This is a genomic window from Xanthomonas sp. LF07-6 (assembly GCF_034105445.1).
GTDB lineage: Bacteria > Pseudomonadota > Gammaproteobacteria > Xanthomonadales > Xanthomonadaceae > Xanthomonas_A > Xanthomonas_A sontii.
In genome coordinates this window covers 278,635-299,499 of the sequence record NZ_JAXGGI010000002.1, presented here as the reverse complement: position 1 = coordinate 299,499, position 20,865 = coordinate 278,635, and the positions used below count along the sequence as shown (strand labels likewise).

Annotated in this window: 18 protein-coding genes and 2 tRNA genes; 11 read left to right on the top strand and 9 right to left on the bottom strand. The window is 70.4% G+C overall.

Translation table 11 applies throughout. The features are described from left to right. Positions 1 to 101: 101 nt before the first annotated feature. The 5 genes from SLW56_RS05860 (at position 102) to SLW56_RS05840 (ending at position 6,602) form a co-directional block, all read left to right on the top strand. Positions 102 to 551, top strand: coding sequence for a MarR family transcriptional regulator (locus tag SLW56_RS05860; protein WP_026144760.1), 450 nt, complete (start codon positions 102 to 104; stop codon positions 549 to 551). Positions 552 to 561: 10 nt separating this feature from the next. After that, positions 562 to 2,049, top strand: a complete 1,488-nt coding sequence (locus tag SLW56_RS05855; RefSeq protein WP_150410788.1) for an efflux transporter outer membrane subunit — start codon at positions 562 to 564, stop codon at positions 2,047 to 2,049. 10 nt (positions 2,050 to 2,059) lie between these two features. Next, complete coding sequence (locus tag SLW56_RS05850) at positions 2,060 to 3,241, top strand: efflux RND transporter periplasmic adaptor subunit (protein WP_150410789.1); 1,182 nt, start codon at positions 2,060 to 2,062, stop codon at positions 3,239 to 3,241. Positions 3,242 to 3,249: 8 nt separating this feature from the next. Beyond that, complete coding sequence (locus SLW56_RS05845; RefSeq protein ID WP_320694482.1) at positions 3,250 to 4,827, top strand: DHA2 family efflux MFS transporter permease subunit; 1,578 nt, start codon at positions 3,250 to 3,252, stop codon at positions 4,825 to 4,827. A 242-nt stretch (positions 4,828 to 5,069) separates the two neighbouring features. Beyond that, entirely contained in the window at positions 5,070 to 6,602 is a 1,533-nt protein-coding gene (locus SLW56_RS05840; protein WP_320694481.1) for a GDSL-type esterase/lipase family protein, read from the top strand. 179 nt (positions 6,603 to 6,781) lie between these two features. Here the strand turns inward: SLW56_RS05840 and SLW56_RS05835 are convergent, their stop codons facing one another. After that, positions 6,782 to 7,129 (bottom strand): helix-turn-helix transcriptional regulator, encoded by a 348-nt coding sequence (locus SLW56_RS05835; protein WP_017910998.1) that lies wholly within the window; start codon positions 7,127 to 7,129, stop codon positions 6,782 to 6,784. A gap of 251 nt (positions 7,130 to 7,380) precedes the next feature. Between SLW56_RS05835 and SLW56_RS05830 the strand changes: the two genes are divergently transcribed. Continuing rightward, complete coding sequence (locus SLW56_RS05830; protein ID WP_010343993.1) at positions 7,381 to 7,578, top strand: hypothetical protein; 198 nt, start codon at positions 7,381 to 7,383, stop codon at positions 7,576 to 7,578. A gap of 74 nt (positions 7,579 to 7,652) precedes the next feature. On the opposite strand, the gene SLW56_RS05825 is transcribed toward SLW56_RS05830, so the two are convergent. Both SLW56_RS05825 and SLW56_RS05820 read right to left on the bottom strand, forming a co-directional pair. Beyond that, a tRNA-Leu gene (locus SLW56_RS05825) sits at positions 7,653 to 7,737 on the bottom strand. 96 nt (positions 7,738 to 7,833) lie between these two features. After that, positions 7,834 to 8,283, bottom strand: coding sequence for a VirK family protein (locus SLW56_RS05820; RefSeq protein WP_043092440.1), 450 nt, complete (start codon positions 8,281 to 8,283; stop codon positions 7,834 to 7,836). 352 nt (positions 8,284 to 8,635) lie between these two features. On the opposite strand from SLW56_RS05820, the gene SLW56_RS05815 reads away from it, so the two are divergent. The 5 genes from SLW56_RS05815 (at position 8,636) to SLW56_RS05795 (ending at position 17,029) form a co-directional block, all read left to right on the top strand. Then, a tRNA-Leu gene (locus SLW56_RS05815) sits at positions 8,636 to 8,720 on the top strand. Positions 8,721 to 8,859: 139 nt separating this feature from the next. Further along, a complete protein-coding gene (rnr, locus tag SLW56_RS05810) occupies positions 8,860 to 11,286 on the top strand; it encodes a ribonuclease R (RefSeq protein ID WP_295915600.1) in 2,427 nt (808 codons plus the stop codon). Between the two features lie 104 nt (positions 11,287 to 11,390). After that, positions 11,391 to 11,864, top strand: a complete 474-nt coding sequence (locus SLW56_RS05805; protein WP_320694480.1) for a GFA family protein — start codon at positions 11,391 to 11,393, stop codon at positions 11,862 to 11,864. Between the two features lie 340 nt (positions 11,865 to 12,204). After that, the gene (rlmB, locus tag SLW56_RS05800) at positions 12,205 to 12,951 is read left to right on the top strand and encodes a 23S rRNA (guanosine(2251)-2'-O)-methyltransferase RlmB (protein ID WP_017913459.1); all 747 of its coding nucleotides are present in this window, start codon (positions 12,205 to 12,207) and stop codon (positions 12,949 to 12,951) included. 1,165 nt (positions 12,952 to 14,116) lie between these two features. After that, positions 14,117 to 17,029 (top strand): ligand-binding sensor domain-containing diguanylate cyclase, encoded by a 2,913-nt coding sequence (locus SLW56_RS05795; protein ID WP_244150096.1) that lies wholly within the window; start codon positions 14,117 to 14,119, stop codon positions 17,027 to 17,029. A gap of 66 nt (positions 17,030 to 17,095) precedes the next feature. On the opposite strand, the gene SLW56_RS05790 is transcribed toward SLW56_RS05795, so the two are convergent. The 6 genes from SLW56_RS05790 to SLW56_RS05765 form a co-directional block, all read right to left on the bottom strand. Continuing rightward, positions 17,096 to 17,551 (bottom strand): hypothetical protein, encoded by a 456-nt coding sequence (locus SLW56_RS05790; RefSeq protein WP_226980663.1) that lies wholly within the window; start codon positions 17,549 to 17,551, stop codon positions 17,096 to 17,098. Between the two features lie 97 nt (positions 17,552 to 17,648). After that, positions 17,649 to 17,981 (bottom strand): low molecular weight protein tyrosine phosphatase family protein, encoded by a 333-nt coding sequence (locus tag SLW56_RS05785; protein WP_267084450.1) that lies wholly within the window; start codon positions 17,979 to 17,981, stop codon positions 17,649 to 17,651. A gap of 45 nt (positions 17,982 to 18,026) precedes the next feature. Continuing rightward, complete coding sequence (gene rnt / locus SLW56_RS05780; protein WP_017911007.1) at positions 18,027 to 18,680, bottom strand: ribonuclease T; 654 nt, start codon at positions 18,678 to 18,680, stop codon at positions 18,027 to 18,029. A gap of 41 nt (positions 18,681 to 18,721) precedes the next feature. Continuing rightward, complete coding sequence (locus SLW56_RS05775; RefSeq protein ID WP_267113873.1) at positions 18,722 to 19,468, bottom strand: putative DNA-binding domain-containing protein; 747 nt, start codon at positions 19,466 to 19,468, stop codon at positions 18,722 to 18,724. After that, the gene (locus SLW56_RS05770; protein WP_267099302.1) at positions 19,465 to 20,331 is read right to left on the bottom strand and encodes a DUF692 domain-containing protein; all 867 of its coding nucleotides are present in this window, start codon (positions 20,329 to 20,331) and stop codon (positions 19,465 to 19,467) included. Before SLW56_RS05770 ends, SLW56_RS05775 begins: the two co-directional genes overlap by 4 nt. Continuing rightward, positions 20,318 to 20,719: a hypothetical protein gene (locus SLW56_RS05765; RefSeq protein ID WP_320694479.1), complete on the bottom strand. Its 402-nt coding sequence runs from the start codon at positions 20,717 to 20,719 to the stop codon at positions 20,318 to 20,320. Before SLW56_RS05765 ends, SLW56_RS05770 begins: the two co-directional genes overlap by 14 nt. Between the last annotated feature and the right edge of the window lie 146 nt (positions 20,720 to 20,865).

Sequence of the window (20,865 nt, the reverse complement as noted above, 5' to 3'; positions counted from 1 at the left end):
CAGTGCGCTCGCCGTCAGCGTTCCTTCGCTGCAACGCAGCATCTAGTTTCCTTGGGGATATTTTCTTGACATATATTTCTAAATGAAAATAATAGGCGCCCATGAACTGCGCTCCCTCCTTTCCTGGCCAGCCCTCGTTCGGCCTGTTGCTGCGCCAGGTGCGTGACGGCCTGATGCGCCGCCTCGACCGCGCCATGGCCGGGCTGGAGCCGGACCTGGGCTTCAGCCACTACATCGGCATGAAGGCCCTGGCCCACATGGCGCCGTGCACCGCCAACGAACTGGCCCAGGCCATCGACCAGAACCCCAGCGCGGTGACGCGCCTGCTGGACAAGCTGGAAGACCTGGGCTGGGTGCGCCGCGAGGCGCACGCGCAGGACCGCCGCGCGTTGCGCCTGGTGCTGACCGACGAAGGCCAGGCGCTGTGGCAGCAGCTCAAGCAGCGCGGCGACGACGTCATCGCCGATGCCTTGCGCGATTTGTCCGCCGACGAGCGCGAGCACTTGTTTTCGCTGTTGGTCCGCGTCCGCGATTCCCTCAATTCGCCCTGAACCCGCCCACATGACTCTGTCTTCTTCTCCCTCCCGCCTGCGCCCGTTCGCGGTCGCGGCCCTCACCCTGGCACTGGCGGCCTGCGCCAGCAGCCGTGGCCTGGAACCGCAGGGGCGCCGGCTCGATGCCGACCGCCAGCTGCACATCGGCAAGACCCTGGCCGCCGACGCGCTGGCGCCGGCGCCGTGGCCGCAGCAGGACTGGTGGAAGGCGCTGGGCGATCCGCAGCTCGACGCGCTGATCGCCGAGGCCCTGCAGGGCACGCCCAGCCTGGACGCCGCCGATGCGCGGCTGCGCCTGGCGCAGGCGCAGGCCGGCGCGGCCGATGCCGACCGCGGCGCCAAGCTGTCGCTGTCGGCCGGCTACACCGGCCTGCAACTGCCCAAGGGCCTGGCCGGCGACGAGATCGGCGGCAAGTACATCCACAACGAGCAGGCGCTGCTGAACTTCAGCTACGGCTTCGACCTGTGGGGCGGCAAGCGCGCCTCGTGGGAGGCGGCGGTGGACCAGGCGCATGCGGCCGAGGTCGACGCGCAGGCCGCGCGCCTGGACCTGTCGGCCGGCGTCGCCCGGGCCTATGCGCAACTGGGTTACGCCTGGCATCTGTACGACCTGGCCGGCGCCGAACTGGCGCGCTCGGAGAACAGCCTGAAGCTGGTGCGGCAGCGCCGCGATGCCGGCATCGACAACAACCTGCAACTGCGCCAGGCCGAGGCGCGGGTGCCGGCGGCGCGCCAGCAGCAGGCGGCGGCGCAGCAGCAGATCGACGAAGCGCGCACCGCCCTGGCGGCCTTGCTCGGGCGCGGCCCGGATCGCGGGCTGCAGATCGAGCGCCCGCGCCTGCTCGACCCGCAGGCCGCGCGGGTGCCGTCGGTGCTGCCCAGCGACCTGCTCGGCCGCCGGCCCGACGTGGTCGCCGCGCGCTGGCGCGTGGAAGCCGCCTCGCAGGGCATCCATGCGGCCAAGGCGCAGTTCTATCCCAGCATCAATCTGACCCTGCTGGGCGGCGTCGCCGCCACCAATCCGGGCGACCTGTTCAAGAGTTCGTCGGTGCTGGGTCTGCTCAGCCCGGGCGTGAGCCTGCCGCTGTTCGACAGCGGGCGGCTGCGCAGTCAGCTGGCCGAGCGCGATGCGCAGTACGACCTGGCGGTGGCCAACTACAACCAGACCCTGGTGGCGGCGTTGCGCGAGGTGGCCGATCAGGTCAACGCCGCGCGTTCGCTGGCCGAGCAGGCGCAGCAGCAGGCGCAGGCGCTGGAGACGGCACAAGCCGCCTTCGACCTGTCGCAGCAGCGCTACCGCGCCGGCATCGGCAACTACCTGGACGTGCTCAGCGCGCAACAGCAGTTGCTGGACGCGCAGCAGCGCCTGGCGTCGCTGCAATCCAATCAGATCCTGGTCTCGGTGCGCCTGAATCAGGCGCTGGGCGGCGGCTACGACGCCACCTCCGCCGCCGATGCGCCGAGCTCTTCTTCTTCCGCACCTTCGCATTCCTGAGATCGCTGCAATGAATCAGACAACGACCCCCGCTTCCTCCGCTCCCGCCCCCAGCCGGCGCGGCAAGCTGCTGCGCGGCCTGGCCGTGGTAGTGGTGCTGGTGCTGATCGCGCTGGCGATCTGGTATTTCCTGGTCGGCCGCTGGCACGAGGACACCGACGACGCCTATGTGCAGGGCAACCTGGTGCAGATCACCCCGATGGTGGCCGGCACCGTGGTGCGCATCGACGCCGACGACGGCATGCGCGTGGAGCGCGGCCAGCCGCTGGTCAAGCTCGACCCGGCCGACACCGAGGTCGCCCTGCAGCAGGCCGAGGCCAATCTGGCGCGGACCGTGCGCCAGGTGCGCGGTCTGTACCGCTCGGTCGAGGGCGCCCAGGCCGAGCTGTCCGCGCAGCAGGTGACCCTGCAGCGCGCCCGCGCCGACGTCGCCCGCCGCGCCAGCCTGGTCGCCACCGGTGCGATCTCCGCCGAAGAGCTGGCGCATGCCCGCGATCAGCTGGCCGCCGCCGAGGCCGCGGTCAGCGGCTCGCGCGAGACCCTGGCGCGCAACCGCGCGTTGATCGACGAGAACGGCGTGGCCGACCAGCCCGACGTGCAGGGCGCCGCCGCGCAGGTGCGCCAGGCCTTCCTCAACAACGCCCGCAGCGCCATCGTCGCGCCGGTGTCCGGCTACGTGGCACGGCGCTCGGTGCAGGTCGGTCAGCGCGTGCAGCCCGGCACCGCGTTGATGGCGGTGGTGCCGCTGAACCAGGTGTGGGTGGACGCCAACTTCAAGGAAACCCAGCTCAAGCACATGCGCCTGGGCCAGCCGGTGGAACTGGAGTCGGACGTGTACGGCAGCGCGGTGACCTACCACGGCACCGTGCAGAGCCTGGGCATCGGCACCGGCAGTGCGTTCTCGCTGCTGCCGGCGCAGAACGCCAGCGGCAACTGGATCAAGATCGTGCAGCGCGTGCCGGTGCGCATCGCCATCGACGCCAAGCAGCTGGAGCAGCATCCGCTGCGCATCGGCCTGTCGATGAAGGCCGACGTCAACCTGCATGACCAGAACGGCGCGGTGCTGCCGACCAAGCCGGCCAGCGGCACGCTGCTGGATACCGATGTGTATGCGCAGCAGCTGCAGCAGGCCGATGCGGCCGTGAAGCAGATCATCCACGCCAACCTGCCCGACGCCGCCAAGGCGAACTGAGCCCGGTCATGTCCAACCAAGCTGCCGCTCCCGCCGCGCCCGGGGTTCCGGGCGCACCGGCCGCCGGGTTCCGCCCGGCCAGTGTGGCGTTGTGCACGGTGGGCCTGGCGATGGCCTCGTTCATGCAGGTGCTCGACACCACCATTGCCAACGTCTCGCTGCCCACTATCGCCGGCAACCTCGGCGCCAGTTCGCAGCAGGCGACCTGGGTCATCACCTCGTTCGCGGTCAGCAACGCCATCGCGCTGCCGCTGACCGGCTTCCTCAGCCGCCGTTTCGGCGAGACCAAGCTGTTCGTGTGGGCCACGCTGGCCTTCACCGCCGCCTCGCTGCTGTGCGGCCTGGCCCAGAGCATGGGCATGCTGGTGGTGTCGCGCGCGCTGCAGGGCTTCGTCTGCGGCCCGATGTACCCGATCACCCAGAGCCTGCTGGTGTCCATCTACCCGCGCGAGAAACGCGGCCAGGCGCTGGCCTTGCTGGCGATGATCACCGTGGTCGCGCCCATCGCCGGGCCGATCCTCGGCGGCTGGATCACCGACAACTACAGCTGGGAATGGATCTTCCTGATCAACGTGCCGCTGGGCATCATCGCCGCGACCGTGGTCGGCTCACAGCTGCGCGACCGTCCCGAGCCGATCGAGCGCCCGCGCATGGATTACGTCGGCCTGATCACCCTGATCATCGGCGTCGGCTGCCTGCAGGTGGTGCTGGATCTGGGCAACGACGAGGACTGGTTCAGTTCGACCAAGATCGTCGTGCTGGCCGCGATCTCGGCGGTGGCGCTGGCGGTGTTCCTGATCTGGGAGCTGACCGACAAGGATCCGATCGTCGACCTGCGGCTGTTCCGCCACCGCAACTTCCGCGCCGGCACCATGGCGCTGATCGTCGCCTATGCGGCGTTCTTCAGCGTGTCGCTGCTGATTCCGCAGTGGCTGCAGCGCGACATGGGCTACACCGCGATCTGGGCCGGCCTGGCCACCGCGCCGATCGGTATCCTGCCGGTGATCATGACCCCGTTCGTCGGCAAGTACGCCTCGCGCTTCGACCTTCGGCTGCTGGCCAGCATCGCCTTCATCTTCTTGGCCATCACCAGCTTCATGCGCTCGGACTTCAACCTGCAGGTGGATTTCCCGCACGTGGCCGGGGTGCAGTTGCTGATGGGCGTGGGCGTGGCGCTGTTCTTCATGCCGGTGCTGCAGATCCTGCTGTCGGACCTGGACGGGCGCGAGATCGCGGCCGGTTCCGGCCTGGCCACGTTCCTGCGCACGCTGGGCGGCAGCTTCGCCGCCTCGCTGACCACCTACCTGTGGGCCAAGCGCACGCAGCTGCACCATGCGCACCTGACCGAGCACATCTCCACCTACACGCCGGGCATGCAGGAACAGGTGCAGATGATGGGCAACGGCAGCCTGCAGAACGGCGCGGCGCTGCTCAACAACACCATCAACCACCAGGCCTCGCAGATGGGCTTCAACGACATCTTCTACCTGCTGGGCTGGACCTTCCTCGGGATCATCTTCTTCCTGTGGCTGGCCAAGCCGCCGTTCGGCGGTGGTGGTGGCGCGGCGGCGGCTGGCGGCCACTGAGCCTCGACGGCGGCATGTTGGCACGGGCGGCACCACGACCCGTGCCGTTCCGTGCCGCTGCAATGGTGGTGCGCAAGCGGCGCTTGCACGCCATTGCCTGATGGCGTGCCGTCCGGCGCGCCGCACCCGGGCATGCCAAGTGACATGCATGCCCGGCGTCGCGCTCCGGCGCGGGGACACTTGCCGCTGCCGCGGCCTGCGCACCAGAATGCGGCTCTTCGCAGGCTTCGGCAGCCCCGCACATGCAGCGCTTTCTTCGCGCCTTCGGCGCCCGCTTCGCCGCATCGCTTCCGCGCGCGGCTGTCCTCGTACTGCTATGTCTTGGTGCGCACCCGGACCATGCGCAGGCCGCGCCGCCGCCGGCGGCTTCGCCGGTGCCGGTGACCCCGGCCGACCGCCTGCATGAGGCCTGGTGGGCCGAGCGCCACCAGCAGGTGCTGGCGCAGGTGCGTGCGCACCCGGATGCGCCGCTGCTGCTGATCGGCGATTCGATCACCCAGAACTACGAGAAGGCGCAGGCACCGGACGAAGACTTCCAGTCGACCTGGCAGACCTTCTACGGCAGCCGCGGCGCGCTCAACCTCGGCTTCAGCGGCGACGCCACCGAACACGTGCTGTGGCGCCTGCAGCACGGCGAGGTCGACGGCCTGCGGCCCAAGGTCGCGCTGCTGCTGATCGGCACCAACAACACCGGCCACCAAGGGCAGAGCGCGGCGGACACGGTGCGCGGGATCGATGCGGTGGTCGCCACGCTGGAGCAGCGCCTGCCGCGCACCCGCATCCTGTTGCTGGGCCTGCTGCCCAGTGCGCTTTCGGCGCAGAAGAGCGCACGCGATGCCGAGGTCAATCGCGCACTGGCGGTGCGCTACGGCGACAATCCGCGTGTGGCCTACCTGGACATCGGCACCGTGTTCCAGCGCGTCGACGGCACGCTGGACCCGAGCCTGTTCTACGATCCGCGGCAGCGTCCCGGCAGTGGCGCGCTGCATCCGGACACGCGTGGGCAGCGGCGCATGGCCGAGGCCATCGAGCCGACCCTGGCGCGCCTGCTCGACGAGGCGCCGCGGGTGCCGCTGGACGCGATGACCGACGTCGACACCGCGCGCATCGCGGTGCCCTGGCTGGAGCAGGATTCCTACGACTGGTACGGCCGCCACCATGCCGCGCTGGACGCCGCGCGGCAGTTGCAGCCGCAGGTGGTGATGCTCGGCGACTCGATCACCCATTTCTGGGCGGGCGCGCCGCAGGCGATCCGGGTGAATGGCGCGCAGGCCTGGCAACGCACCTTCGGCGACGCGCGGGTGCTGAACCTGGGCTTCGGCTGGGACCGCACCCAGAACGTGCTGTGGCGGCTGCGCCAGGGCGAGGTCGACGGTCTGGCGCCGCGCTGGGTGGTGATCAACCTCGGCACCAACAACCTCGCCGGCACCGAGCATGCGCGCACCAACACGCCGCAGGAGACCGCCGACGGCGTGGCGGCGGTGGTCGCCGAGATCCAGCGGCGCCTGCCGCGCAGCCGGATCGTGCTGATGGGCATCTTCCCGCGCGGCTTCGCCGCCGATGCGCCGCAGCGTGCGCCGATCCTGGAGACCAACCGCCTGCTGGCCGCGCGCTTCGCCCACGACCCGCAGGTGCGCTGGCTCGACATCGGCGCGCGCTTCCTGCAGCCGGACGGCACGCTGCCGGCGGCGCTGATGCCCGATGGCACCCATCCCAGCGAAGCGGGCTACGCGATCTGGGGCGAGGCGCTGCGCACGCTCGGCGTCGGCGGCTGAAGAGCGTCTCGAACATCACGCGTGCCGCGACTCAGCGGGAAGCGTGGTCGTCCTCGTAAGAGCGGCTTCAGCCGCGACGGGCATACCGGTAGGGTTTGGTCGCGGCTGAAGCCGCTCCTGCGAATGGCATTCCGTCGCTACTGGCGATGCCCGAACGCCACACGCGCCGCCAGTGTGACTCAGCCGTTGTCCGGCTTGAGCAATTCCAGCACGGCTTCGCGGCGCCGCACCGAGGCGTTGCGATAGCGCGCGAGCAGGGCGCGCTCCTGTGCGTCCTGTGCCAGCAACGGATAGTCGGCGGGCAGGTCCTGCACACGCTTGCCGGGACCGACTCCGCACACCAGTTCGTCGAGCGAGCGGTTCAGCACGCTGCGCAGCGTCGGCAGCAGGCGGAAGCTCGGCGTTTCGCGGTCGTTCTCCCAGGCCGACACCGAGGACTTGGTGACGTCCAGCGCGAAGCCCAACTGCTCCTGGGTGAGCCCGGCGGCTTTTCTGGCTTCGCGCAAACGCTCGCCGAAGCTATTCATCGCGGTGGGCCTTGGGGGACGGCGGGCCTACCAAGATATGGAGCATCCGCCGGCTTGTCGTACAGTCACGCTTGACTCCAATTGTTCGGAGATTCAATACTCGTGCGGTGCGGAATGCACGGACGCGCGAGGATGCGCATGCAGGACATGGATGTTGTGGACACGAGGGTGTCGGCGCCGCGGTGCGCCGCCGCCATGCATTGGCCGATCGCGGCACGACGCGGCGCCTGCCGGTACATGGGGGAGGGCGCATGGCCACCTACGAAGTGAGACTCCGGCGCGTCGCGCAACTGGAGCCGTCCTTGCAGGTGCTGGTGCATGCCGCCAATGCCTACCTGGCCGCGCGTGCGGCCGAACGCCACAACCCGGGCTACCGTGCCTACAAGGTGGCGGTGTGGGTGAAGGGCGTGCGCGTGGACATCGGTCCGTTGCGTCCGCCGCAGCGCTGAGCGCCGCGGCCTGCGCGCAGCCAACAAAAAACCCGCCGAAGCGGGTTTTGAGATCTTGCTCGACCTGTCGGTCGTGGTGCCCAGGAGAGGACTCGAACCTCCACGGTTTTACCCGCTAGTACCTGAAACTAGTGCGTCTACCAATTCCGCCACCTGGGCAACTCAGAACGAGAATTGTGCGCGTGGCAGCAGACGCTGTCAAGCGTTTTGCGACGGCGGCAGTGCAGCGCCGTCGCGGACGCGTCGGTGGCGACCTCAGTAGCCGACGTTGAAGCGCAGGCCCTGGTTGATCGCGCAGCGGTAGCCGAGGGTGCTGCCGGTCTGCTGGTAGCTGGGCAGGGCGAACACGAACATGGTGAAGTCGATGCTGTTGTCCGGATGTACCTGGTAGCGCAGGAACTGCTGGATCGGCTTGCCGTCGCGGCCGACGGTCACGTGCTCGTCGGCGAAGGACAGGGTGCCGTCGGCGGTGACGCGGTAGGCGCCGATGCGCAGGCCGCCGCGGGTCTGGCTGGGCGTGGCGCCGCCGGAGGTGGGCGTGCACTGGCTCAGGTCGATCGCCACGGCGACCGAGGCGCCGCTGTCCAGGGCGCGCTGGATCTCGGTGAGGGAATTGAGCGTGGCGTCGTCGGCGCCGGCGGCGGAGGCGCTGGTGGCGCTGGCGAACAGGGCGGCGGCGAGCAGGGAAGCGGACAGGCTGTGCATGGGGATGCTCCGGAGCGTGGGGGAGGGCGACGGATTGCCGGATGCAAACTAGCGAGGCGCCGATCCGGGTCAACCGACAAAATCGCGAACTCCCGCCGCGGTCACGCCGGATCTTCGAAGCGGGTCCGCTTGTGACAACGCTGTGTCGGAATCGGCATCGCGCATGCGGTTTTCCGCCGAATCCGCGCACCGCCGAAGCGTGCGCGCGCGCACAGCCGCGCGGCGGTTGGCACGTGCGCCGCACCGCTGCGTGCCGCGGTCGGATCGCGTCATCGATGCCGGCAATCGAGAGCGGCGCAAAAATAGGCGTTGACAAGGTCGCGGCGGCACCGCAGAATTCGCGGCCTTCAGCGCCCAGGTGGCGGAATTGGTAGACGCACTAGTTTCAGGTACTAGCGGGTAAAACCGTGGAGGTTCGAGTCCTCTCCTGGGCACCACATGCAAGATCGCGAGAGCGCTGAACTCTCGCACCGACCGGCCCGCTGACGCGGGCTTCGTCGTTTCTGGGGCGCACGTTCGCCGCGGCGCGCCGCCCGGTTCGGGTGACGGCCACCTGCATGGGAGTACCATGCGCGGATGACAACTCGCAAAAGCAAGTCCGGCAAGCCCGGCAAATCCGCGTCCGGCGACGCGCCCACCTCCGATACGCCGAAGAAATCGCGTCTGCCCGCCTGGATGCCCAGCTTCCTGCGCCGTGGCCCCAAGCCGCCGCTGCAACCGCTGCACCCTCCGTCGCCACCGCCGGCGGCCGCGCCCGACACTGCCGCGCCGATCCACGACCCCTATGCCGCACGCGAGGCCGAGCGCTATGCGCAGCCGATCGCCAGCCGCGAGGCGATCCTGCAACTGCTCGAACGCTGCGACGGTCCGCAGACCCTGGACGAACTGGCCGAACAGCTCGGTCTGACCGAGCCGACCCGCAAGGAAGCGCTGAGCAAGCGCCTGGGTGCGATGCTGCGCGAAGCCCAGGTCGTGCAGAACCGCCGCGGCGGCTACGCGCCGCTGCAGCAGACCAACCTGATCCCCGGCGTGGTGATCGCCAATCCGGACGGATTCGGCTTCCTGCGCCCGGACGAGGGCGGCGACGACCTGTTCCTGCCACCCTACGAGATGCGCAAGGTGCTGCACGGCGACCGCGCCCTGGCCAACGTCACCGGCATCGACCGCCGCGGCCGCCGCGAAGGCAGCATCGCGCGCGTGCTCGAGCGCGGCCTGACCCGGATGATCGGCCGCTTCAGCCTGGAAGCCGGCATCGCCTTCGTGGTGCCCGACGACAAGCGCATCCAGCGTAATGTGCAGATCCCCGCCGACGCCGTCGGCGAGGCCCGCGACGGGCAACTGGTGGTGTGCGAACTCACCTCCGCGCCGGATGCGCGGCGCCCGCCGATCGGCAAGATCATCGCCGTGCTGGGCGACAAGCTGACCCCGTCGCTGCTGGTGGAAGCGGCGATCCACGGCCACGAGCTGCCCTACGAGTTCCCGCAAGAGGTGCTGGACGAAGCCGCAGCGGTGCCGCTGACGGTGGAGCCGGCGGCGATCAAGGGCCGCGTGGACCTGCGGCAGACGCCGCTGGTGACCATCGACGGCGCCGATGCCAAGGACTTCGACGACGCGGTGTTCTGCGAGTCCAACGCCGACGGGTTCCGCCTGGTGGTGGCGATCGCCGACGTGTCGCACTACGTGCGTCCGGGCACGCCGCTGGATACCGAAGCGGTCAAGCGCGCGACCTCGGTATATTTCCCCGGTTTCGTGGTGCCGATGCTGCCGGAGACGCTGTCCAACGGCATCTGCTCGCTCAACCCCAAGGTCGACCGCATGTGCTTCGTCTGCGACATGCAGATCGACCGCCAGGGCGAGGTGGCCGGTGCGCGCTTCTACGAGGCGGTGATGAACTCGCACGCGCGGCTCACCTACGAACAGGTGTGGCAGGCGGTCGGCGAAAAAGACGAGCAGGTGCGCAAGGACGTGGCGGCGGTGCTGCCGCAGCTGGAGCGGCTGCATCAGCTGTACCAGATCCTGGCCAAGGCGCGCGCGCGCCGCGGCGCGATCGAGTTCGAGACCGCGGAAGTGCGCTTCGTGCTCGACAACACCGGCGAGGTGACCCAGGCCGGCATGCTGGTGCGCAACGACGCGCACAAGCTGATCGAGGAATGCATGATCGCCGCCAACGTGGCCGCGGCGCGCTACCTGCTGGAAACGCACATTCCGGCGCCGTTCCGCGTGCACGAGCGCCCGCCGGAATCCAAGTACGCCGACCTGCTGGAGTTCCTCAAGGAGTTCAAGCTGAGCCTGCCGGCGTGGAGCAAGGTGGTGCCGGGCGACTACACCAAGCTGCTGAAGAAGGTGCGCGAGCGCCCGGACGCGGCGCTGCTGGAATCGGTGCTGCTGCGCAGCCAGAGCATGGCGGTGTACTCGCCCGACAACGCCGGCCACTTCGGCCTGGCGCTGGAGGCGTACGCGCACTTCACCTCGCCGATCCGCCGCTATCCGGACCTGCTGGTGCACCGCGCGATCAAGTACGCGCTGACCCGCGGCGCGCCGGACAAGTACCTGTACGCGCCGCGCGCGATGGCGGCGCTGGCGCTGCAGTGCTCCGAGCGCGAGCGCCGCGCCGACGAGGCCGAGCGCGAGGTCGACGAGCGCTACCGCGCCGCGTGGATGGAGAAGCACGTCGGCGGGCAGTTCGACGGCGTGGTCAGCGGCGTCACCAGCTTCGGCCTGTTCGTCGAACTGGACCAGTCCAAGGTCAACGGCCTGATCCACGTGACCCAGTTGCCGCAGGACTATTACCAGTTCGACGCCACCCGCAAGACCCTGACCGGCGAGCGCCGCGGGCGCGAGTTCCGCCTTGGCGACCGCGTACGCATCCTGGTGCTGAAGGCGAGCATGGAAGAGCGCAAGATCGACTTCCGGCTGGTCGAGGAAGGCTCGTCGGCGCATGACGAGTTGCCGCCGCCGCCACCGCGTGGGCAGCCGGCCAAGCGCAAGAAAAAGAAGTACTGACGGCGCAGCGTCGCGGCGAACCGCCTGGCGGCCGCCGCGATCGCGCTTCCCGTGCGTCGTGCGGGAGGTCACCTGCGCGATGCGGTTCGCAGCGGAGAGCGGATATGGAGCAGGAGCAGGAGTACAGCGGCGGTTGCCAGTGCGGTGCGGTGCGTTTCCGCGTGCGCGGGCGGCTGCACGACGCCTCGATCTGCCATTGCCGGATGTGCCAGAAGGCGTTCGGCGCCTACTACGCGCCGCTGGTCTCCACCCGTGGTGCGGACCTGACCTGGACCCGCGGCGCGCCCAGGCGCTTCGCCTCGTCCAACCTGGTGCAACGCGGCTTCTGCGCCGACTGCGGCACGCCTCTGACCTACGAGGCCCCGGATGGTGTCGCCATCGCGGCCGGCGCTTTCGACCATCCGGAGGCCGTGCCGCCGACCATCCAGTACGGCATTGAGGCGAAGCTGCCATTCGTCGACGCCCTGCATCGCCTGGCGGCGATCCGCACCGAAGGCGATCTGGCCGCCGCGCCGTTCCTGGCCGATGTCGTCTCGCGCCAGCATCCGGACCACGACACCGAGCGCTGGCCGGCTTGAGCAGTGACTGACAGTGCCGACCTCGCGCGGCGCGTTGTCGGGAGATAGCTGGCGACCTCGGGAATCGGTCGCGCCAGGCAGCTGGCCGGTGTTCCCGACGTCATCGCGTCGGGACTGAAGTCCCTCCCACAAGGCTGCGCCGCGCCTTGTCTGGATGGCGCTGCGTCGTTGGTCTTGCTGTCGCGACACGCAGGCCCCGGGCATCGCAGGAAAGTGCGACGTCACGGCCAAGCCGCTTCTACCATTCCCAATTCCCCATTCCCCATTCCCAGCCCCCAGGCATGACGCCAGCGGCCACAACCCCTACCATGCCCGCTTTCCTTACGCGTAGTCCCGCCTCATGAGCAAGCAGAACCAGTGGATCGTCGGCGTCAATGCCGTGGCCTCGTCGATCGAGAACGACGCGGACAACGTGCGCGAGGTGCTGGTGGAAGCGGGCAGCAAGAATCCGCGTCTGCAGGAGATCGAGGAGAACGCGCGGCGCAAGGGCATCGACGTGCGGCGGGTGAACACGCAGGCGCTGGACGGCGTCGGCGGCTCGGTGCGGCACCAGGGCGTGGCCGCGCGTTATGCCGCGGCGCGGACCTGGGCCGAAAGCGAGCTGGAAGGCCTGGTCAGCGCCGCCGAGGGCCGTGCGCTGCTGCTGGTGCTGGACGGTGTGCAGGATCCGCACAACCTCGGCGCCTGCCTGCGCAGTGCCGCCGCGGCCGGGGTGACCGCGGTGGTGATTCCCAAGGACAAATCGGCGCCGGTCAACGCCACCGTGCGCAAGACCTCGGCCGGCGCCGCCGACCGCCTGCCGATCGTGGCGGTGACCAACCTGGCGCGCTGCCTGCGCGAGCTGCAGAAGCAGGGCGTGTGGATCTACGGCCTGGCCGGCGAGGCCGAGACCTCGCTGTACGCGCAGGACCTGCGCGGCAACGTGGCGCTGGTGCTGGGCGGCGAGTCCGACGGCCTGCGCCGGCTGACCCGCGAGCATTGCGACGGCCTGGTGCGGATCCCGATGCCGGGCGAGATCGAGAGCCTCAACGTCTCGGTCGCCGCCGGTGTGACCCTGTTCGAAGCGGTACGGCAGCGCCTGGGCTGAGCGCGCGGTGCATTGATGCCGCGGTTGTGAAGCCGTCAGCGCATCTTCATGCCTGGAGCAAGCAAAGCCCCTCTCCCCCCGGGAGAGGGGTTGGGGTGAGGGTACGGGGCGAAGCCTTCGCGCATCAGACGACACCAGGCTTCGCCCGCGCGCTTGTCGCCGCCGCGATCGATGTCTCCCCAGGCTTCGCCCGTACCCTCATCCGCCCCTTCGGGGCACCTTCTCCCGGCGGGAGAAGGGGAGCGCGCAGCGCCTGGAGCCCCTCTCCCCTCGGGAGAGGGGTTGGGGTGAGGGTGCGGGGCGGAGCCATCGCGCATCAGGAAGACACCAGGCTTCGCGCGCGCGCTTGTCGCCGCTGCGATCGATGTTTTCCCAGGCTTCGCCCGTACCCTCATCCGCCCCTTCGGGGCACCTTCTCCCGGCGGGAGAAGGGGGCGCGTGGCGCCTGGAGCCCCTCTCCCCCCGGGAGAGGGGTTGGGGTGAGGGTGCGGGGCGAAGCCTTCGCGCATCAGAGCGACACTAGGCTTCGCCCACGCGCTTGTCGCCGCTGCGATCGAGGTTTTCCCAGGCTTCGCCCGTACCCTCATCCGCCCCTTCGGGGCACCTTCTCCCGGCGGGAGAAGGGAGCGCGCTGCGCCTGGAGCCCCTCTCCCCCCGGGAGAGGGGTTGGGGTGAGGGTGCGGGGCGGAGCCATCGCGCATCAGGAAGACACCAGGCTTCGCCCGCGCGCTTGTCGCCGCTGCGATCGATGTCTTCCCAGGCTTCGCCCGTCCCCTCATCCGCCCCTGCGGGGCACTTTCTCCCGGTGGGAGAAGGGAGGGTGCTGCGATGGAATGTTGTTGCTGCTGCGCTCTGCGAAGGCCGCTCCGGCTTAACCGCCGCGCAATCTTCACGCGTCCTTTTCCCGCAGCCTGTTACCGCCTCCACCCGCAGCGACGCTTTTTTGCCTACCATGGGCGCTCGTCCCGTGTTCCGCTCCGGTAATGAGTCTGTGTCGCCCCCGTCCCCTTGACGCTGGACCCCCGCGCCAGGGTCCTGTCGCGCCCCGCCTGCGTCGGATCGGGTCGGGACAGTGAACGTCGCCAGGGGGAGGGGGGAGACGGCGTTCGCACGCGACTGCGGGCGCGCGTGGCCGGTGCTGCTGTTCTTGCTGCTGGCATTGGGCGTGGCCTGGCGCGCCGTGGCCGCCGATGGTGGCGCAGACGGGGTGCCGCCGCTACGCGACTACGCGATCGATTCCTGGACCTCGCGCAACGGCCTGCCGCACAACTCCCTGCGCGATCTGGCGCAGACCCCGGACGGCCGCCTGTGGTTCGCCACCTGGGAAGGGCTGGTGCGCTACAACGGCCTGGACTTCGCCGTCATCGACCGCAGCACCCGGCCTGGCCTGCCCGACAACGGCGTGGGCTCGCTGTACGTGGACCGCGCCGGCGCGCTGTGGCTGAGCGATTCGCGCGGCAATCTCGGCCGCCACGATGCGGCCGGCAACTGGCGCTTCTGGCGGCAGCCGCCGGGCTGGCCGCATGCGCTGATCCACGCCATGACCCAGGACCGCGACGGCCGCATGTGGCTGCTGTTCGAAGGCAACGGCCTGGGCTGCCTGTGGCCGGACGGTCGCTTCGATTACCAGCCGGCGCCGCGCGACCTGCCGTTGGCGGCGAGCTTCCCGCACATGGCTGCCGACGATCAGGGGCGGATCTGGATCGGCAGTCTCGATGGCCTGCTGTATCGCGACCCGCAGGGCGTGCTGCGGCGCGCGCCGGCCGCGTTCGGCCTGCCGCCGGGGCTGGCCTGGCCGTATCGGGCACCGGACGGCTCGCTGTGGCTGGTGGCCGGCGAGAACCTGTACCGACTGCAGGGCGAGCAGGCGGTGCTGGTGCAGCACCTGCCGGGCTACGGCCATTTCACCTCGATGCTGCGCGACCGCGATGGCGCGATCTGGCTGGGCACCGAGAACCAGGGACTGCTGCGGATCAGTGTGCACGGCATCGAGCGCATGCTGCCGGGCGACGTGCTGCCCAACGGGCGCATCGTCAGCCTGCTGCAGGACGCCGAGGGCAGCATCTGGATCGGCGCCAATGGCGGCCTGTTCCGGCTGCGCGAGACGCTGTTCGCCGGCTACACCCGCCGCGACGGACTCAGTGGCGACTACGTGCGCGCGCTGCTGGAGACGCCGGACGGCGCGCTGTGGATCGGCAGCGCCGCCGGGCTGGACCGGATGGCGCCGGATGGCCGCATCGCCCCGGTTGCGCTGCGCGACGCGCCATCGGTCCTGAGCCTGGCGCGCGGCCGCGACGGCGACCTGTGGATGGGCACCTACGCCGACGGCGTGTTCCGCCTGCGCGACGGCCGCGTCGTGCGCCACTACGGAACCAACGAGGGCTTGCCCAGCGGGCAGGTGCGTGCGCTCAGCGTCGATGCCGCCGGCACCGTCTGGATCGGCACGCGCAGCGGGGTGATGCGCATCGACGGCGATCGGCTGTCGGTGCCGGACGTGCCTGGCTTGCCGCACGGCCTGATCACCGCCCTGGCCAGCGTCGACGGCGCACTGTGGATCGGCTCGGTCGAAGGCGCGGCGGTGCTGCGTGACGGCCGGGTGCGGAAGCTGGCGCTGGAACCGCTGGGCGGCGCGCGCACCGTGTTCGGATTCCAGGCGCTGGGCCGCGACGTGTGGATTTCCACCGACCGCGGCCTGCACCGCGACCGCGATGGCCAGCTGGCGCGGGTGGGGCTGGAGCAGGGCATGCCGGTGGACACGGTGTTCCAACTGGTCCGCGATCGCCTCGGCAATGTCTGGATCAGCAGCAACCGCGGCGTGCTGCGGACCACCGCGGCGGCGCTGGACGCGGTCGCCGACGGCCGCCAGGCGCGGTTGCAGGTGAGCCGTTACGACGAGATCGACGGCATGTCCAACGCCCAGGGCAATGGCAGCTCCGGGCCGTCGATGATCTTGCGCCACGATGGCACGGTGTGGCTGGTCACCGCCGGCGGCGTCAGCATGGTCGATCCGCGGCGCCTGGCGCGCTTCCGCGATCGCCTGCCGCCGCCGGCGGCGATCGAGAGTGTGTTGCTGGATGGCCAGCCCTTCCCCTGGCAGAACACGTCGCAACTGCCCGGCGCCAAGCGCATCACCGTGTCCTATGTCGGCCTCAGCTACCTGCTGCCCGAGCGCATCCGCTACCGCACCCGGCTCGACGGCCTGGACACCGGTTGGATCGATCGCGGCAACCAGCGCAGCGTGGAGTTCATCGGGCTGCCGCCGGGCGACTACACCCTGCACGTGGCCGCGGCGCATCCGGACGGCGCCTGGAGCACCCGCGAAGCCGTGTGGCGCTTCAGCGTGGCGCCGCTGTGGTGGCAGCGGCACAGCGTCCATGCAGCGGCCGCGGTGGCGTTGCTGCTGGCGCTGGTGCTGCTGTACCGCTACCTGATCGCGCGCTACAAGCGTCGCGCCCTGCGCCTGGAGCGGTTGGTGGCGCGGCGCACCAGCGCGCTGCGGCTGCAGACCGAGCGCCTGCTGCAGGCCGATGCCGAAAAGAGCCAGTTGCTGGCGGAACTGCAGCGCCAGGCCACTGCGTTCGAGCGCCTGGCGCACGAGGATGCGCTGACCGCGTTGCCCAACCGGCGCCACTTCGACGAGGTGCTGGTGCACAGCATGCAGCGCGCGCAGCGCAGTGGCGCGCCGCTGTGCTTGTTGGTAATGGACATCGACCGCTTCAAGCAGATCAACGACGGCTACTCGCATGCCACCGGCGATGCGGTGCTGCGCGAGGTCGGGCAACTGCTGCTGAGCGCCTGCCGCGCCTCCGACCTGCCGGCGCGGCTGGGTGGCGAAGAGTTCGCGGTGCTGCTCGGCGACACGCCGCTGGCCGACGCCGAGCGCCTGGCCACGCGCCTGCGCGACCTGTTCCATGCACGCCTGCAGTGGGCGCCCGAGGCGCCGGCGCTGCGCGTCACCTTCAGCGCCGGCCTGGTCGCGCTGCGCCCGGACGACACGCCGAGCCAGTGGCTGGAGCGCGCCGATGGCGCGCTGTACCGGGCCAAGGGCATGGGGCGCGATCGGGTGTGCGTGGGCTGAGAAACGCGGGCGGCCTGTCGTTGGGCGCTGCCCTTGGCGGCGGCGTGCAGCGTTGACGCGAGCGTTTCAGTGCGCGTCCTGGTCGTCCACACTCTCCAGTGCCACCTGCGCCGCCTCGCGGGTATCCGCAGATTCCGAGCGCAACGACAGGGCCAGCCCGCTGCGCATGGTCGGATCCGCGAAGGCGGCGGCCAGCTGGGTGACCCAGTAGCGGCTGCCGTCGGACAGCAGGGGATCTTCCAGCGCCTCCCGGATTGCGACGATGGCCTCGCCGCGGCTGCAGGCATGGAACAGGTCTTCGACCAGCGGATAGACGCCCCAGCCGTCGCCCTTGCCGAAGGAGCGCAGGAACAGCGGCAGCGCGGCGTGGTCCGGAGCGGCGAGGAATAGGCGTCGCGCCGCGTCATAGGCGTCGATCAGGTCCTGGGTGAGCTGGTCGTCGTCGGGCAGCGGTTGCTGCGCGCGCAGGAAGGTCAGGGCGTCGGTCTTGTTCACTAGGAGGGTGATCGTTTGTGGGGTCATGTTCGTCATGATGCGCGTCGTCGTGTGCAGGCGAGGGGCCTTGTACACGTGCGGAGTGCCAATGCCCGCGCGCTGGATGCGGCGGGCGAGCGCAGGATCAGCGCGCAGGCAGGTGCCGCGACACCTTCGCGGTCAGCAGCTGCACCAGCGCCGGATCCATGTAGCCGTAGTCGTCGGGGATGTCGAGGCAGACGATGCGTACGCGGCCGAGATGGCGCTTGAACCGCCGCGACAGCTTGTTCCGATGCGCCGGTTCCATGACGAAGACGATGTCCGCCCACTCCAGCAGTTCCGGGGTGATTGGGGTGTCCGCGTCGTGGTCGACGCCGGCCGAGGCGGTGTCCACGCCGGGCCAGGTGGCGAACACCTGTTCGGCGGTGGGGCTGCGCAGCCGGTTGCGGCTGCAGACGAACAGCAGGTGGCGGGTCATGCGAGCGGCTGGCGGCGCGCGCGTGCCTTGCAATCCATGCCGCGGCTATGGCGCCGCGCCGACCGGTGGGGCCGGCCAAGCGTTGGCGATCTTGCAGAACAGGCGCGCGGTCTGCTCGGTGTCGTAGACCGCGCTGTGCGCGTCGGCGGCGTTCCAGTCGAAGCCGGCGGCCTGCACCGCGCGCGCCAGCACGGTCTGGCCGTAGGCGATGCCGGCCAGGGTGACGGTGTCGAACACGCTGAAGGGATGGAACGGATTGCGCTTGTGGCCGCAGCGGGCGACCGTGGCGTTGAGGAAGTTGAGATCGAAATGGGCGTTGTGGCCGACCAGGATGGCGCGCTGGCATCCGTACTTCTTCACCGCCGCGCGCACCGGCGCGAACACATGGTCCAGCGCCTCGCGTTCGGGCTTGGCGAAGCGGAACGGGTGGTCCAGGACGATGCCGGTGACCTCCAGCGACTTCGGATCGATCAGGGTGCCGGGCGCCGGCACCACGTGCGCGCTGGCGGTGACGCCGGGATAGAGCTGGCCGAAATCGTCCATCTCGATCGGCACCACCGCGATCTCCAGCAGCGCATGCTTGTTCCAGTCGAAACCGCCGGTTTCCACGTCCACCACCACGGGCAGGTAGCCGCGGAAACGCCGCGACATCGGGGTGATGACCAGGGGTTGCGAGGGACTGTCGACCGAATCGTTCATCCGCCAAGGTTAGCAGAGCGCGGCCTCCGGCCGCCGCGGCGTCACTCCGGCAAACGCGTGCCGAGCACGCTGCCCTGCGCGCGCAGCCGTTCCAGCAGGGCCGCGCCCTCGTCCAGCAGGGCGCCAGACGCAAGGCCGTGCGCGGCGGCCAGATCCAGCAGCAGTGCGCGTCCGCTGCGCGTGCCTGGCTGCAGCGCCGCCAGCACGGCGTAGGCCAGCGGCGCCAGTTCGGCGAAGCGCACCTGGCCGTCGGCCTCGCGCCGCGCCAGCAGACAGGTCGGCTGCGCCGGCGCCGTGTCCGGCTGCCAGGCCGGGCCGATGCGCTGCACCGGCCAGCGGTAGCGCAACAGGCGCAGCCACGGCGACAGCAGCGGGATGCCGTCGAGCAGGTCGCCGCGCGGATCGTGCGGCGGCAGCGCCGCATCGTCGATCTGCACCTGCAGTTCCACGGTCTCGTAGTGCGCCAGTTCGGCCAGCCAGGGATGCTGCGGATCGGGTGCGCGCTGCGCCAGGAACGCCACCAGTTCCTCGCCCAGGCGCGGGAACAGTGGCGTGCGAGCGCGGTGTTCGGCGCAGAACGCACGCAGCAGCGCCTCCCAGTCGGCGTCGCCGAGGGTGGCGCGCAGCACCGGGAACTGGCCGCTCAGCAGCTGCGCCAGATTGTCGAAGAACAGGGCGCGGTACACCGCCAGGCGCTGCGGCGGGATGTCGGCCGGCGGCGGGTGTCGCTGCGGATCGCGCAGATGCAGGGTCAGCGCGAACTGCTGCGCGCGCAGCGTCTCGCTCATGCGGGCGAAGACGGCGCGTGTGCCTGCGCGATGCGGATGCGTTGCACCTCGTCCAGCAGTTCGCCCAGCGGCGGGAACTGGCCGTCGCGCTCGAGCACGGTGGGACGCACGCCGTGCAGGCGGTAGGCGGCGGCGAGCAGGGTCCACACCGGGTCGGCCACCGGCGCGGCGTGGGTGTCGATCTTCAGCCCGCTGGCTTGGTCGTCGCGGTGGCCGGCGACGTGGTACGAGGCGATGCGTGCGCTGGGCAGAGCGGCGAGGAAGGCCAGCGCGTCGTCGCCGTGGTTGCTGGCGTTGACGTGCACGTTGTTGACGTCCAGCAGCAGGTCGCAGTCGGCCTCGGCCAGCACCGCGGTCACGAAGGCGGCTTCGCTCATCGTCTGGCTAGGTGCGGCGTAGTAGGAGACGTTTTCCACCGCGATGCGCCGGCCCAGCGCGTCCTGCACCTGGGCGATGCGCGCGCCGACTTGGCGCACCGCTTCGTCGGTAAACGGCAGCGGCAGCAGTTCGTAGAGGTGGCCGTCGTCGGCGCTGTAGCTGAGGTGCTCGCTGTACAGCGCGACCCGGTGCCGGTCGAGGAACTGTCGGGTCTGCTGCAGCAGGGTGGTGTCCAGCGCCGCCACGCCGCCCAGCGACAGCGACAGGCCGTGGCAGCTGAGCGGATGCCGCGCGCTCAGCGTCTGCAGCAGTTCCCCGGGGCGGCCACCGACGCCGATCCAGTTGTCCGGTGCGCATTCGAGGAAGTCGAACGCGTCCGCCGGCGCCTGCAGCAGGTCCTGCAGCAGGCCGCGGCGCAGCCCGAGGCCGGCGCTGGCCGCGGCCAGCGGCCGGGCGTCGTACCGGGGTGGTTCAGAGGCTGCCACCGCATTTGCCCTCGCCGCACTTGCCTTCGGCCATGGCCTTGTCGTCGTGCTTGGCCTGGGGCGTGGCGGCGCCACCGGCCGCCGCGGGCTTGGCCGGCGCCGCCGCCGGGGCGTGCGCGCCGCAACTGCCTTCGCCGGCCTTGGCGCCGCAGCCGCCTTCGCTGGCCTTGGCCGGATCGGCGGCCTGCCTGGCCTGCGCCGGCGGCGCGGGCGTCGGCGTTGCTGGCGCGCTCGCCTCGGTGCTTTGCGGCGGGGTGACGGCAGCCTGCGCGCCCAGCGCATAGCCCTGGGCGAGGTCGGTCATCGCCAGCGCGGAGGCGGACAGGCCGATCCCGCCAAGCAGGACCGCACCGGCGAGGGCAGAGGACGGACGGGACGACGTGGACATGCGCAGGCTCCTGGCGATGGACGGGGGCCGGTCGGGGTGGCCGGCAGTGCGCCAAGCCTACCCGCTGCCGCACCGCGCTGCATGCGGCGGTGCGTGGCGACAAAAAAGGCTCCGTTGCGCACGGAGCCCGGGGACGCCAGCGGCGG